General features: G+C 43.3%; 11 protein-coding genes. 1 reads left to right on the top strand and 10 read right to left on the bottom strand.

Annotated elements, in window-relative coordinates:
• Positions 1-93 precede the first annotated feature (93 nt).
• On the bottom strand, positions 94-2,778 hold the full coding sequence (locus AC0VYO_RS09520; RefSeq protein WP_475368913.1) for a calcium-translocating P-type ATPase, SERCA-type: 2,685 nt from the start codon (positions 2,776-2,778) through the stop codon (positions 94-96).
• A gap of 115 nt (positions 2,779-2,893) precedes the next feature.
• Between AC0VYO_RS09520 and AC0VYO_RS09515 the strand changes: the two genes are divergently transcribed.
• On the top strand, positions 2,894-4,591 hold the full coding sequence (locus AC0VYO_RS09515; RefSeq protein WP_430242760.1) for an Rqc2 family fibronectin-binding protein: 1,698 nt from the start codon (positions 2,894-2,896) through the stop codon (positions 4,589-4,591).
• A 42-nt stretch (positions 4,592-4,633) separates the two neighbouring features.
• On the opposite strand, the gene AC0VYO_RS09510 is transcribed toward AC0VYO_RS09515, so the two are convergent.
• The 9 genes from AC0VYO_RS09510 to AC0VYO_RS09470 are packed head-to-tail and all read right to left on the bottom strand — an operon-like array spanning position 4,634 to position 14,798.
• On the bottom strand, positions 4,634-5,290 hold the full coding sequence (locus AC0VYO_RS09510; protein ID WP_475368912.1) for a class I SAM-dependent methyltransferase: 657 nt from the start codon (positions 5,288-5,290) through the stop codon (positions 4,634-4,636).
• Positions 5,291-5,300: 10 nt separating this feature from the next.
• Entirely contained in the window at positions 5,301-5,948 is a 648-nt protein-coding gene (pyrE, locus tag AC0VYO_RS09505) for an orotate phosphoribosyltransferase (protein ID WP_475368911.1), read from the bottom strand.
• On the bottom strand, positions 5,932-6,657 hold the full coding sequence (gene pyrF / locus AC0VYO_RS09500) for an orotidine-5'-phosphate decarboxylase (RefSeq protein WP_283152256.1): 726 nt from the start codon (positions 6,655-6,657) through the stop codon (positions 5,932-5,934). Before pyrF ends, pyrE begins: the two co-directional genes overlap by 17 nt.
• Entirely contained in the window at positions 6,630-7,571 is a 942-nt protein-coding gene (locus AC0VYO_RS09495) for a dihydroorotate dehydrogenase (protein WP_475368910.1), read from the bottom strand. Before AC0VYO_RS09495 ends, pyrF begins: the two co-directional genes overlap by 28 nt.
• Positions 7,568-8,335 carry a dihydroorotate dehydrogenase electron transfer subunit gene (locus tag AC0VYO_RS09490; protein ID WP_475368909.1) on the bottom strand — a complete coding sequence of 256 codons (768 nt, stop codon included), beginning with the start codon at positions 8,333-8,335 and terminating at the stop codon, positions 7,568-7,570. The genes AC0VYO_RS09495 and AC0VYO_RS09490 overlap by 4 nt, the downstream gene beginning before the upstream one ends.
• Positions 8,332-11,541, bottom strand: coding sequence for a carbamoyl-phosphate synthase large subunit (gene carB, locus AC0VYO_RS09485; RefSeq protein ID WP_475367254.1), 3,210 nt, complete (start codon positions 11,539-11,541; stop codon positions 8,332-8,334). Before carB ends, AC0VYO_RS09490 begins: the two co-directional genes overlap by 4 nt.
• Positions 11,534-12,622 (bottom strand): carbamoyl phosphate synthase small subunit, encoded by a 1,089-nt coding sequence (locus AC0VYO_RS09480; RefSeq protein ID WP_475369055.1) that lies wholly within the window; start codon positions 12,620-12,622, stop codon positions 11,534-11,536. The genes carB and AC0VYO_RS09480 overlap by 8 nt, the downstream gene beginning before the upstream one ends.
• The gene (locus AC0VYO_RS09475; RefSeq protein ID WP_475368908.1) at positions 12,622-13,902 is read right to left on the bottom strand and encodes a dihydroorotase; all 1,281 of its coding nucleotides are present in this window, start codon (positions 13,900-13,902) and stop codon (positions 12,622-12,624) included. The genes AC0VYO_RS09480 and AC0VYO_RS09475 overlap by 1 nt, the downstream gene beginning before the upstream one ends.
• Positions 13,902-14,798: an aspartate carbamoyltransferase catalytic subunit gene (locus AC0VYO_RS09470; protein WP_475367252.1), complete on the bottom strand. Its 897-nt coding sequence runs from the start codon at positions 14,796-14,798 to the stop codon at positions 13,902-13,904. Before AC0VYO_RS09470 ends, AC0VYO_RS09475 begins: the two co-directional genes overlap by 1 nt.
• Positions 14,799-14,847 lie beyond the last annotated feature (49 nt).

The following is a 14,847-nucleotide window of genomic DNA, read 5'->3' as shown; positions in this document are numbered from 1 at the left end:
TTAGCTATTCTAACCAATTGTACCACTTCATCAAACCGAAACAAAGGGATATCTCTCTCGACTATACGTGCTACAACAGAAAAACAGAGGGGGCTACCCTCTGCTATGTTTTCTTCTAAAGAGTGTTGTTCCAGCCAGAAGAAATGTTGGAATGCTTGAGAAGACTAATATTAACATCCATTCTCTCATTGATAAATAAGTTGTATGGAAAATCGGTTGTAATGGTTCATAGTAGATTACTGCCAGAAGCAAGCCAACGGAAGATAGGACAGCAAGAACCAACGCTTTATTCTCAAATGGATTTCGGTGAAAAATCGACCGTTCGCTTCGACAGTCAAAAACATGGATTAATTGCGCAAGAACGAGCGTTGAAAAAGCTACAGTTTGCGCTTGAACGAGGTCATTTGGATTTTCATTGTAACAGATCATAAACGCTGCTAATGTACATGCTCCGATCATAATCCCTCTAGAAATGATTTTCCAACCTAACCCCCTTGCAAATACGCCTTCTTTCGGCTTGCGTGGGTCTCGCTTCATGACGTTACCCTCTGCAGGATCAAGTCCAAGAGCCATTGCTGGCAACCCGTCTGTGACGAGGTTCACCCATAGTATTTGAATGGGTACGAGAGGAAGCGGCAGCATGAGCAAGATAGCAAATAGCATGACGAGAATTTCGCCTACATTAGATGCTAATAAATAGCGAATGAATTTTCTAATATTCTCGTATATGTTTCTTCCTTCTTCAACTGCGTCTCGTATCGTAGCAAAATTATCATCACTTAAAATGAGCGATGACGATTCTTTTGCAACATCCGTTCCTGTTTGTCCCATTGCAATGCCGATATTAGATGCCTTAATAGCCGGAGCATCATTTACTCCATCCCCTGTCATTGCGACAACATGCCCTTTATTTTGGAGGGCTTTTACAATCTTTAATTTATGTTCAGGCGACACACGAGCAAAAACATAGATGTCTTCAACTTGATTTTCGAGTTCTTCTACTGTCAATGTCGATAGCTTACTTCCTTCCATTACTTTGCCACGCTCTGGTAGAATCCCCAGGTTAAGAGCAATCGCTTTTGCGGTTGTCACATGGTCCCCTGTGATCATGATCGTTTTGATGCCTGCTGTTTTACAATCTGCAACAGCTTGCTTTACTTCTTCCCGTGGAGGATCAATCATACCTTCTAAACCGACAAATGTTAAACGAGATTCAGCCTGAACGCTATGTAGCATATTCTCTTCATTTTGTATCGGTTTAAAAGCAACTGCAATCGTTCTTAGAGCTAAACTACCAAACGTATCAAGCTGCTCTTGAATTTGTTTCTCATAGCTTTTGCGTAATGGCGCTTTCTTCTCACTCCATAGAACTGATTCACATTGCTTTAAAACAATATCTGGTGCCCCTTTGGCAATAACATAGCGTTTACCAGAAGAATCTTCCACAATCATACTCATCATTTTCCGATTAGAATCAAATAGAAACTCTTGAATGATGGTAAACTCTTCTTCTCTTACATCCTCTGTTAACCCAGCCTTCATCGCAGCAGCAACAAGCGCTCCTTCAGTTGGGTCTCCATCAAGTACATATTCACCCTTTTTCTCTATCACTCTTGCATTACTACAGAGAAGACCAAACGTCAGAAGTTGCTTTAAAGACCGCTCATCATCTGAGTAAACACGCGTATTTCCTTTAAAAAAGTCACCGTAAGGAGAATAACCCGATCCGGTCACATCCCACGTTTCCCCTCCAGCCCACAGTTTTGTAACCATCATTTTATTTTGTGTAAGTGTTCCTGTCTTATCAGAACAAATGACTGTCGCACATCCAAGTGTTTCAACAGACGGTAGTTTACGAACAATCGCTTTCCGTTTACTCATTCTCTGCATGCCGATCGCAAGCGCAATGGTCACAATCGCTGGCAATCCCTCAGGAATTGCTGCCACAGCAAGCGATACACCAGCTAAAAACATGCTATACACATCGCGTCCTTGAATGATCCCAAGGACCACGACTAACGCTGTAAGCATAAGCGCTGCTGCGATTAAAATTTTACCCAGCTGTTCGAGTCGATGTTGAAGAGGCGTTTCCATCGTATCCGCTGATTGAATTAAGTGAGCGATCTTTCCCATTTCGGTCTTCATTCCTGTTGCTGTTACAATGCCAATCCCTTTTCCCTTTGTAACGAGCGTGCCCATGAATCCCATATTGTGCTGATCCCCTAGCCCTGGATGTTCATCCGGGATCGGCTCTGGATGCTTGTTCACTGGCAATGACTCCCCCGTCAAGGCGGATTCTTCAATAAGCAAGCCCTGACAAGAAAAGAATCGCACATCTGCTCCAATTCGATCTCCACTTTCCATTCGTACCATATCTCCGATAACAACTTCTGAAGCTTGAATTGTTGTCCATTCTCCATCACGAAGGACCCTCATCTTTGGAGATGACAACTGTTTTAATGCTTGGAGAGACTTCTCTGCCTTTCGCTCTTGAACAAAGCCGAGTATCCCATTCATTAAAATGATTAGGATAATAGCAATGGCATCGAGATACTCTCCAAGTAAACCGGAAATCAACGTAGCTGCAAGAAGCACAACGACCATAAAATCTTTAAATTGGGCTAAGAAGATTAAAATCATTGATGGCCTTTCTACTTCATCGAGCTGATTTAATCCAAATGTCTTTCTTCTTTGCACCGCTTCTTTTGAGCTAATCCCTTCATCGCTTGTCTCTAATTCCTCTTTCACTTCCGCTTTTGTCATGTTATACCAGTTCATTTTCCCCACCCCGATCCTGCACGTAATCTCCCTAATAATTCATCTATATTCAGACAAGCTCAAAAAAATGCTATACTAAGAATAATGTCTATTGATAGGAATGTAGGTGAACAATATGTCTTTTGACGGTATGGTAATGAGAGCCGTTGCACACGAAACAAATGAATTGTTAAAAGGTGGACGAGTTACGAAGATCTATCAGCCTTATGCAACTGATTTATTACTTGTTATTCGTTCAGGTGGTAAAAATCATCAGCTGTTATTATCGGCGAATCCATCTTATGCAAGAATTCAAACAACACAGGAATCCTATGCAAATCCAAAGGAGCCTCCAATGTTCTGCATGCTTCTTCGTAAGCACTTAGAAGGTAGTATTGTAGAAGAGATTAAACAAATCGAAAATGAACGCATCATTCACGTCACATTTAAAGCACGTAATGATCTTGGTGACTTAACAACAAGAACGTTAGTAGCTGAAATTATGGGGCGTCATAGTAACGTTATTTTACTTAACGAATCAAATATGATTTTAGATAGCATTAAGCATCTTTCACCGTCTGTAAACAGACACCGAACGGTTCTTCCAGGGCAGGATTATATTGCACCTCCTGCACAGAACAAAATTTCTCCGTTCGGCTTAACGAGAGACGATTTTCTAAGACAAATTGATTTCAATGCAGGTAAACTAAGCCAGCAGCTCGTTCAAGCTTTCGGTGGACTTTCACCACTGATCGCAAAAGAAGTGATTCACAGGGCAGGACTAGCTAACCGTACAACTCTACCGGAAGCTTTCTTTGATGTCTTCCAAGAGCTAGAGCAGCATCACTACAAGCCACAAATGGTAACAGAAGCGAAAGAATTCTTCTCTGTTGTTGAGCTGTCTCACTTATCAGGAGAAAAAAGAGAATTTGAATCTGCTAGCGAACTGCTCGACCGCTTCTACTATGGAAAAGCTGACAGAGATCGCGTAAAGCAGCAGTCGAATGATCTAGAGCGTTTTCTTTCAAATGAATTAAAGAAAAACGAGAAGAAAATTCAAAAGATCACTCGTACGATTCAGCAGGCACAGGAAGCCGATACGTATCAACTACTTGGCGAACTGTTGACAGCAAACATGCATATGGTGAAGCGCGGGGATAAAAAGGTAGAAGTGATCAATTATTATGATGAAGATGGTGGAACAGTTCTCATTGAGTTGAATCCTCAGAAAACGCCATCTGAAAACGCTCAAGCCTATTTCAAAAGATACAGCAAAGCGAAGAATTCGATATCTGTTCTTGAAGAACAAATCAGCATGGCCCATCAAGAAATTGCGTATCTGGAACAGCTGATTCAACAATTAACCTCGGCCTCCCCACGTGACATAGAGGAGATACGTGAAGAGCTTGAAGAAGAAGGATACATTAAGAAACGTCGTAAAAAGAAGAAATCCAAACCAACGAAACCTCAGCTTGACGCTTACGTCTCGTCAGATGGTACGGAAATACTCGTTGGGAAGAACAACAAGCAAAATGAGTATTTAACGAATAAGCTTGCTGCTCGAGGAGAAACGTGGCTTCATACGAAGGATATTCCGGGATCTCACGTGGTGATTCGAAGTAAAGAATACACGGAGGAAACGCTCCTTGAAGCCGCCAACCTTGCCGCCTATTTCAGTAAAGCACGCGAATCTGGTTCAGTGCCGGTTGATTATACCGAAGTACGTCATGTCAAAAAACCAAATGGCGCCAAGCCAGGGTTTGTGACGTATGATCAACAAAACACTCTTTATGTAACACCAGATCAGGATTTGATATTTAGGATGAAGAAGTAACAAAAAAGGTTCCCGCTCATATAACGAGCGGGAACCTTTTTATTATAATTTTGCAACCGTAATAATCGCTAGCCCATCAAGCACTTCTACATGCTTCGTTTCCTTCGCACCAAGTCCTTTCAGCTTCTCGCTTAGTTGTTCTGGTGTATAGCGATGTCTTTTCGTTGAAACGTTCGACCACTTTAACAGTGATGTTTGTTCAAAACCGCTCATTCCATGCTTTTTTGCATACTCGAATGCAGCCATTTGGTTCATTTGAAGAGATGGATTTAACATAACAATCCTACCGCTTTCTTTTGTAACCCGCATCATTTCTTTCATACCTGCTTCTGGCTCTGGTAAAAGGAACATAACGCACGTTGATAGAGACAAATCAAACGTGTCATCGTCAAACGAAAGATTGCATGCGTCATCTTCTGAAAAGTGACTTTTATTCGCTCGATTTAAAAAGAAGAAATTCTGTTTGCTTGCCTTCACCATTTCCGATGATAAATCAACACCTGTCAGCATACTCGCTTCCTCGACGCCACGAAGAAGGAGTCTTCCTGTTCCACACCCTACATCTAGAACGGACTTCCCTTCCCATGATCCTGAAGCTTGTTTTAATTCATCGTGAACAGCTCCAAGCCATTTTGTTCGAGCCATATCATCAAAAAAGGATACGAGCGAATCGAACTCTTCTCCTTGCATTTTTCTCATCTTACCCCTCCTAAACGGAGAGATCTTTCAACTGCTCCAACCATTCTGTTGAAGATGGATTGTCGCGCCAGTGAAGCAGTGATTGAACCTCTCTTTCCTCAATCATACCTGTTTCAACGGCGCTTGTTAACAATTCATCGAAATTGGTAAGGGTATCCCAGGCAATTCCTTCAGCAGCGAACTGCTCTGCCCCTTTTTTCATCCCATATGTAAAGATCGCGGCCACACCAAGAACATTCGCTCCGGAAGATTGTAATTGCTTCACAGCATCAATGGCACTGCCACCAGTTGAAACCAAATCTTCAATTACCACAACTTTTTGGCCTTCATCTACTTTTCCTTCAATAACATTCCCTTTTCCATGCCCCTTTGCGCTTCCCCGAACGTAAACCATTGGTAAATCTAATACGTCGCTTACCCACGCAGCATGAGGAATCCCAGCTGTTGCTGTTCCAGCAATCACTTCTGCATCAGGGTATTTTTCCTTCACCATAGTAGCAAGCCCCTGGGCAATTTCTTTTCTTACCTTTGGATATGAAAGTGTTAAACGGTTATCACAGTAAATTGGTGACAATAAGCCTGAGGACCACGTAAAAGGATTATTCGGCTGTAGACTCACTGCCTCAATTTCCAATAAGGCTTTAGCGATTGATTTCATATGAATTCCTCCATTCAGATTTTAGTATGTCATATGCCGCTAATGGATTCTTCGCTCCAGTTACGCTGCGTCCTACGACAATGAAATCACTTCCTAGAGACCGTGCCTTCTTTGGTGAGCAGACGCGGTTTTGATCACCAGCCATATCCCCTTCGAGTCTAATTCCAGGAGTTACAGTTAGAAAACGATCGCCACAAGCTTCTTTTATCATCGGAACCTCGAGAGCTGAGCTCACAACACCATCAAGCCCACTTTCTCTTGCAAGATTGGCGAGAGAAACAACGCTATTCTTCATATTTCCAGTGATTTGCAATTCTTTTCGAAGCATCTCTTCTGACGTACTTGTTAATTGCGTAACGCCGATGCAAAGCGGGCGCTTTTGCCCTGAGCTCGTACCTGATTCAAGCCCTTCTATTGCCGCCTTCATCATACGCGATCCCCCACTAGCATGAACATTGATCAAATCAACACCAAGACCGGCTAATCCTTTCATCGCCTTTTGGACGGTATTTGGAATATCATGAAGTTTCAAATCAAGAAAAACATCATGACCATGCTGTTTTAATTCATCTACTAGCTTAGGTCCATGTTGATAGTAAGCTTCCATACCAACTTTAACGAAAAGCTTTTCCTGCTCAAATAGCGCAAGGAAATCATCTAGCTCATCTTTTCTAGAAAAATCTAATGCGAGGATGATTGAAGATTCCATTCCGTTTTCCAACTCCTTCCCGTAAGCTCTGAAATATGGTGAACACCTAACTCATCCAGCAATGGTGGTAAAGAGTCAATAATGTTAGGGCATGTGAATGGGTCAACGAAGTTTGCTGTTCCAACCGCCACAGCGCTCGCTCCAGCAAGAAAATATTCCATCACATCTTCAGGCGTCTGGACCCCGCCCATTCCGATAATCGGGATATTCACCTGTTGACTTACTTGATGAATCATACGAATGGCAACAGGCTTAATAGCAGGACCAGATAAGCCACCAGCCCCATTCGCAAGGATTGACTTACCGGTTTTCAAGTCAATTCGCATTCCGAGAAGCGTGTTGATCATCGTCAACCCATCCGCTCCAGCACGTTCAACTACTTTTGCCATTTGTACAATATCTGTCACGTTCGGTGAGAGCTTGACGTAAACAGGAACTGACGATACGTCTTTTACAGCTTTGGTTACGTCATATGCTGTTTCTGGTACCGTTCCAAATGCAAGTCCGCCTTCCTTCACATTGGGGCAAGAAATGTTTAACTCTAGCGCGTGAACGTTCGGTGCTTTAGAAATTCGTTTAGCTACGGCCACATAATCTTCAATTGTAGATCCTGCGACATTCGCAATAATTGGCACATCAAATTGTGATAACCATGGTAATTCTTCTGCCATGACACGCTCAAGGCCCGGGTTCTGGAGACCAATAGCGTTTAACATGCCTGACGTCGTTTCTGCTACACGAGGTGTAGGGTTTCCGAATCTAGGCTCATTGGTGGTCGCTTTTACCATAATGGCTCCAAGCTGATCCAGTTTATAGAATTGACTGTATTCTCTACCAAATCCAAAGCACCCAGAAGCTGGCATAATCGGATTCTTTAAGTCAAGGCCTGGCAGCTGAATTCCTAATCGGCTCATAGGACAACCTCCCCTGCTTGAAATACCGGACCGTCGCTACATACTTTTCGATAAGCAAAGCCTGTTTCATCCCCCTGTACATGACAAACGCATGCAAGACAGGCACCAATTCCACAGCCCATTCGCTGTTCAAGGGAGAGGTACACACCCTTTTTCGCGCGATAGTTTTCTAGCGCTTTTAACATTGGAGATGGCCCACAGGCAAAGAGATAATCTGCTTCCATATCAAGCTGATTTGTTACAAACCCTGCTTCCCCATGAGTTCCATCCGCTGTTGTAATCGTGACAGGACCTAACGTTTTAAACTTCTCTTCATAAAAAACAACTGAACTCGTTTGAAAGCCATTTATGTGCTTCACATTGACACCGCGCTTCGTTAATTCCTGCGAAAGATAATAAAGGGGAGGCACGCCGATACCGCCTCCTACAAGCAAAGCCGTATCTCCCTCCATTGTTTTCTCAACCGGAAACCCTTTACCGAGCGGGCCGAGGAGGTCAACTTCAACACCCGGCACCATTTCAGATAAAACTTTCGTTCCTTTTCCTTCTGCACGATAGATCATCGTCAACTCATGCCTTTTAGGATCAATATGACAAATGCTAATCGGCCTTCTGAGAAGTGGATCTGACCCGAAGCCAGCTTTTACATGAACAAATTGTCCAGGTTGGAAGCTTTCATCAATTTCCTTATGGAAAACAACTGCTTCATAAATCGAAGCTGCAATTTCTTTTTGAGACACGAGCTCTGTTTTTAACTGCCTCATGAACGAACCACTTCTTTTTCGTGAAACTTCGGCATGCTTGTGCTTGTAAAGGTCATTGTTTCAATAACGCGAAGCAGAGCTCTTGCTGTATCAAGAGATGTAAAGCACACAACTCCGTTTTCAACTGACTCTCTTCGAATGCGGAAGCCGTCACGAGCCGGCTGCTTTCCTCTAGTGAGCGTATTAATAACAAATTGTGCCTGACCTTCACGAATGACGTGTAGTAAATTCGGCTTTTCTGCCCCAATTTTATTGACGACTGTCACTGGGATCCCAAGATCACGTATGATGTGAGCTGTTCCTTCTGTCGCAAGAATGTGATAGCCGATCGCATTGAAACGCTTCACAAGATCGATCGCTTCTTCTTTATCTTTGTCCGCGATTGTGAATAACACTGAGCCGTGAGTTGGAATCTTCATACCGGAAGCAACTAGCCCTTTATATAGAGCTTTCTCCAGTGTGTAATCGCGACCCATCACTTCGCCTGTTGATTTCATTTCAGGCCCGAGCGTAATATCAACGCGGCGCAGTTTAGCAAACGAGAAGACCGGCACTTTTACATATACATCGTCTCGCTCTGTTCCATACCCTGTTTCGTAACCAAGTGATTCAAGCGATGCTCCTAGAATCACTTTTGTTGCTAGATTCGCCATTGGTACCCCAGTAATTTTACTTAAGAATGGTACCGTCCGACTTGAGCGGGGATTTACTTCAAGTACATACACCTGTTCATTTTGAATAACATATTGGATATTAAGGAGACCTTTGATCTTCAAACCTCTCGCAAGAGCGATTGTCTGATCAATGAGCGTTTGTTTCACTTCACTAGATAAGCTCTGCGGAGGGTATACTGCAATCGAATCCCCAGAGTGAATCCCAGCACGCTCGATGTGTTCCATAATACCTGGAATAAATACGGTTTCTCCGTCAGAGATCGCATCAACTTCAATTTCTTTCCCCATCAAATACCGATCGATTAAGACTGGGTGCTGCGGATTAACCTTAACGGCATTTTCCATGTAATGAAGCAGTTCGCTTTCCTTATACACAATTTCCATTGCTCTTCCGCCGAGTACATAGGATGGGCGAACGAGGACAGGATAACCAATTCGCTCAGCAATGGCCACTGCTTGATCAACGGAAGTAGCTGTCTTCCCTTCTGGTTGAGGTATGTTCAGCTCTGCCATAGCCATTTCGAATTTATCGCGATTCTCCGCTCGATCCATATCTTCTAAAGATGTTCCAAGGATTTTCACGCCTCGAGCTGATAGTTCGTCTGCTAGATTTATAGCCGTCTGACCTCCGAACTGAACGACTACGCCTTTAGGCTTCTCAAGATCAATCACATGCATCACGTCTTCAACAGTTAATGGTTCAAAATAAAGCTTATCTGAGATGCTGAAATCAGTAGATACAGTCTCCGGGTTATTATTAATGATAATGGCTTCATAACCCGCTTCACGAATGGCCCAAACACTGTGCACCGTTGCGTAATCAAATTCAATCCCCTGGCCGATTCGAATTGGCCCCGAACCTAGGACGAGCACACTCTCTTTTGGTGTTTCAAGTGATTCATTCTCATCTTCATAAGTGGAGTAGTAATAAGGCGTTTCAGATTCAAATTCGCCCGCACACGTATCAACCATTTTGTAAACGGGACGGATGGCTTCTCGCGTTCGTAGTTCATAGATTTCAAGCTCCGTTTGATCCCATAGTGCTGCAATGATGTGATCTGAGAAGCCTTTTTGCTTTGCTTCAAGCAAAAGATCGAGATTTCCTTTGTTCTCTTTCAACTTGTTTTCAAGCTCAATGATCCCTTGCATTTTGACGAGGAAATAATGATCAATTTTGCTCCAATCATGAATTTCTTTTATCGTTTTTCCTCTTCTGAATGCTTCTGCAACAACGAAGATGCGCTCATCATCCGCAAAGCGAATTCTTTTCTCCATCGTTTCTTCATCAAGGTCAGCTAGTTCAGGAATAGTAAGATGACTAACGTTCGATTCCAGAGAGCGAACCGCTTTTAGTAGTGATTCTTCAAGCGTACGACCAATTGCCATCACTTCACCTGTTGCCTTCATTTGCGTTCCTAGCTTACGATTCGCACTTTCGAATTTATCAAATGGCCATCTTGGAATCTTGGATACAACATAGTCTAAAGCTGGTTCGAAGCTTGCATATGTTTTGCCTGTAACAGGGTTTTTCATTTCCGAAAGAGAGAGCCCCACCGCGATTTTCGCTGCAAGCTTGGCAATTGGATAGCCAGTTGCTTTAGATGCAAGAGCGGAGGAACGACTAACTCTGGGATTTACTTCTATGATGTAATATTGGAAGCTGTATGGGTCAAGCGCAAGCTGAATGTTACAGCCACCCTCAATTTTTAGTGCGCGAATGACTTTTAGCGCTACGTTACGTAGCATTTGATAGTCTCGGTCAGAAAGGGTCTGACTCGGCGCTACGACGATGGAGTCACCTGTATGGATTCCAACAGGATCGATGTTCTCCATGTTACATACAACGATCGCTTGATCTTGACCATCTCGCATCACTTCATACTCGACTTCTTTAAACCCAGCAATACTTTTTTCGAGAAGACACTGCGTAACCGGGCTGTATTTTAGACCACTTGAAACAATTTCTTCTAATTCTTCATCGTTGTTTACGATTCCACCGCCTGTACCACCGAGCGTATAGGCAGGACGTACGATAACCGGGTATCCAATTCTCTTCACAAATCGATAAGCTTCTTCGAGATTATGAATAATATCACTTTCCGGTACTGGCTCGTTTAACTCATTCATGAGCGTACGAAACAAATCACGATCCTCTGCCTGCTGAATCGCATCAAGTTTCGTACCCAAGAGTTCTACTTCATAGTCTTTTAAAACGCCCGCTTCTGATAATTCCATTGCCATATTCAGTCCAGTTTGCCCTCCAAGTGTTGCAAGAAGAGCATCTGGTCGTTCTTTTCGAATAATACGGCTAACAAAATCAAGCGTTAGTGGCTCGATGTATACTTCGTCCGCGATTGTGGTATCCGTCATAATTGTTGCAGGATTTGAGTTTACTAGAATAACTTCATAGCCCTCTTCTTTTAACGCCTGACACGCCTGCGTTCCTGCGTAGTCAAATTCTGCTGCTTGCCCGATGACAATTGGTCCAGATCCGATCACAAGGATTTTCTTAATATCTGTACGTTTAGGCATATGATTTTTCCCCCTTGAATGTTGTAATCATCGAGATAAAGTCGTCAAAAAGTTCATTGGAATCTTCTGGTCCAGGTGATGCTTCTGGATGGTATTGCACACTAAAAGCTGGTTCATTCTTATGCTTGACGCCTTCAATGGAACCATCGTTTACGGCAACATGTGTGACTTCAAGGTCCGTATTCTCTAACGTTTCAGCCGCAATCGTATAGCCATGATTTTGCGAAGTAATCGCGACGCGTTTTGTTGTTAAATCCATTACGGGGTGATTGGATCCTCTATGACCAAATTTCATTTTCTCTGAATCCGCTCCGCAAGCAAGGGCAAATAGTTGGTGACCTAGGCAAATGCCAAAGAGCGGAATTTTACCAAGAATGCCGTTAATCATGTCCACTGCTTCATTAACATCTTTTGGATCGCCAGGGCCATTACTTAGCATTACGCCATCAGGGTTTAGGCGCAGAATTTCTTCTGCCGACGTATTGTATGGGACAACAACAACATCACATTTCCGTTTTGTTAGTTCTCTTAAAATGCCGTGCTTCATTCCAAAATCGACAAGAACGATGCGGAATCCACGACCTGGACTTGCATAAGGTGCTTTAATGGATACCTGCTGTACCTGGTCCCTTTTCAATGGCGTATCTCTTAGATCACGCGCAATCTTCTCTGGATCAACATCCATGCTACACATTTTTCCTTTTAACGTTCCATTCGAGCGAATCAGCTTTGTCAGCTTCCTTGTGTCAATTCCTTCAAGTCCAGGAATGCCTTTCACACGAAGCAATTCATCAAGCGTCATTTCATTTCTCCAGTAGCTCGGTACTTCTGTTGCTTCTTTCACAATAAGACCGTGTACAGAAGGATTAATCGATTCGAAATCATCGCGGTTAATGCCATAGTTTCCAATTAGCGGGTACGTGAGCGTTACGATTTGAGCACAATAGGATGGATCGGACAAAATTTCCTGATAGCCCGTCATGCCTGTGTTGAAAACAACCTCACCACTTTTCTCAATGTCACTACCGAATGCTTTCCCTACAAAAACGGATCCATCTTCTAATATCAGCTGTCTTTTCATCATTGATCGCTCCCCTTTTCAAACACGATTTTGCCATTTACAACTGTTGCCGTTGGCCATCCTTTACAAGTCCATCCATTAAATGGGGTATTCTTTCCTTTCGAAACAAATGACTCTGGATTAATGTCCATTTGCTCTGTTAAATCGATGATTGTCATATCTGCAAGTGCGCCTATTTCTAGAGTGCCGTATTCAAGTCCAAATGCACGGGCAGGTTTCACCGTTAACCAATCCACAAGTTGCTTAAGTGTGAAGGTCCCTTTCTCAACAAAATGGGTGTATAACAGCGGAAAAGCCGTTTCCAGTCCTACTATGCCGAATGGCGCTTTTTCCATTGACTGTGCTTTTTCACCTTCTGAATGAGGGGCATGATCCGTTGCAATAAAGTCAATTGTACCGTCGAGCAGGCCTTCAATAAGGGCTTCTCGATCTTCTTTTGATCGAAGAGGTGGGTTCATTTTGTAATGCGTATCAAGTCCCGGTATATCATCTTCTGACAAAAGGAGATGATGTGGTGTTACTTCAGCTGTTACGTTAATGCCAGCCCTCTTCGCATCGCGTACGGTACGAACGGACTCCTTCGTACTAATGTGGCAAACATGATAATGAACGCCTGCTGCTTCAGCGAGCAGAACGTCTCTTGCAATATGTACCGCTTCACAAACCGATGGAATACCATTTAGTCCATTCTCTTTTGAGAAATGACCTTCATGAACGCTTCCTCCGTTGATCAACGTATTTTCTTCACAGTGGGCAACAATTGCTAGGTTACTAGCTGCCGCGCGCTTCATCGCTTCTAGCATCATTCCAGCATCTTGAACACCAACGCCATCATCTGTTAAAGCAAACGCACCGTTTGTTTTCAACCCTTCAAAATTCGTAAGCTCTTGACCTAGCTGTCTCGTTGTAATCGCTCCGTATGGTAGGACGCGAACACTTGCCGTTTCTTTGATTCGATTCATTAACGTTTGCATCGTTTCTTCATTGTCTGGGACAGGTCTTGTATTCGGCATCGCTGCGATTGTTGTAAATCCGCCTTTCGCCGCTGCTTTAGTACCTGTTTCAATCGTTTCTTTATGCTCTCCTCCCGGTTCTCTTAAGTGCACGTGCAGATCAACGAGCCCTGGAACTAGGAGGTTCCCTTTCGCATCAAAGGTTTCGTACTCCCCCTTTTCAATGCTCTGTGCGATTGTTTCAATTTCACCTTCTTGATTGATAAGAACATCGCGCTCCATCAATTCTCCAGATTCATTAAGTAGTTTCGCGTTTTGGATTAGCATTACACGACCATTCCTTTCTTAGTAGGTTGTAGGACCAAGTTCAAGCAGGCCATTCGTACATAAACACCGTTTTCCATTTGCTTAAAAATTCTTGAGCGTTCACATTCCACTAATGATGTCTCAATTTCAACGCCTCGATTGACCGGCGCAGGATGCATGATAATGCTGTGTTTCTTCATACGTCTTTCTCGCTCTACAGTTAGGCCGAATGACTGAAGGTAGGAATCAGTATCGCTTCTTCTTGCATGGCGTTCATTTTGAATGCGGAGTAGCATGAGGACATCCGCCTGTTCAACCGCTTCATCCATTGTGACGTATGGGTATTCATTCATTGTTTCATCTTGCCATTCACGTGGGCCCGAAAAACTCACTTTTGCGCCAAGCCTACTTAATACGTTCGCATTTGACCGTGCTACCCTGCTGTGCTTTATATCACCAGCGATCACAACGTTAAGACCTTCAAATCGCTTGAACTCTTGACGAATCGTGAGGAGATCTAGCAGCGATTGGGTTGGGTGATGCCCGCATCCATCGCCTGCATTAATGATGGACATGGACGTTTTCTCAAGTAGCGGTTCGAAATACTTCTCATCTTTGTGCCTTACGACTACAGCACTTGCCCCTATAGATTCAAGGGTTTTAATGGTGTCGTATAGCGTCTCCCCTTTTTGAACGCTTGATGATGACGTTTCAAAATTCAACACCTCATATCCGAGTCGCTTCTCTGCTACCTCGAAGCTAAACCTTGTTCGGGTTGACGGTTCGAAGAAAAGATTCGCTATAAACACTGGCTCCTGTCTTTGAATACTTTTTCCATTTCTAAAACGTTCAGCCTGCAGTAAAATTTCATGAATTTCATCTAATGTAAGAGAGGTCATATCAAGTAAATGCTTCACATCACTCACTCCGTTTCGTTAATATTTTTCTCGAAAAAAAGCACCCTGA

It is taken from the genome of Anaerobacillus sp. 63XJN7_4_ISO-PGPR-S23-413, assembly GCF_056173725.1.
This window is presented reverse-complemented; position numbering and strand designations above follow the sequence as displayed.

Bases quoted from the DNA above. Each gene is read 5' to 3' on its own strand.
- AC0VYO_RS09520 (WP_475368913.1), bottom strand. From the start codon at position 2,778: ATGAACTGGTATAACATGACAAAAGCGGAAGTGAAAGAGGAATTAGAG.
- AC0VYO_RS09515 (WP_430242760.1), top strand. From the start codon at position 2,894: ATGTCTTTTGACGGTATGGTAATGAGAGCCGTTGCACACGAAACAAAT.
- AC0VYO_RS09510 (WP_475368912.1), bottom strand. From the start codon at position 5,290: ATGAGAAAAATGCAAGGAGAAGAGTTCGATTCGCTCGTATCCTTTTTT.
- pyrE (WP_475368911.1), bottom strand. From the start codon at position 5,948: ATGAAATCAATCGCTAAAGCCTTATTGGAAATTGAGGCAGTGAGTCTA.
- pyrF (WP_283152256.1), bottom strand. From the start codon at position 6,657: ATGGAATCTTCAATCATCCTCGCATTAGATTTTTCTAGAAAAGATGAG.
- AC0VYO_RS09495 (WP_475368910.1), bottom strand. From the start codon at position 7,571: ATGAGCCGATTAGGAATTCAGCTGCCAGGCCTTGACTTAAAGAATCCG.
- AC0VYO_RS09490 (WP_475368909.1), bottom strand. From the start codon at position 8,335: ATGAGGCAGTTAAAAACAGAGCTCGTGTCTCAAAAAGAAATTGCAGCT.
- carB (WP_475367254.1), bottom strand. From the start codon at position 11,541: ATGCCTAAACGTACAGATATTAAGAAAATCCTTGTGATCGGATCTGGA.
- AC0VYO_RS09480 (WP_475369055.1), bottom strand. From the start codon at position 12,622: ATGAAAAGACAGCTGATATTAGAAGATGGATCCGTTTTTGTAGGGAAA.
- AC0VYO_RS09475 (WP_475368908.1), bottom strand. From the start codon at position 13,902: ATGCTAATCCAAAACGCGAAACTACTTAATGAATCTGGAGAATTGATG.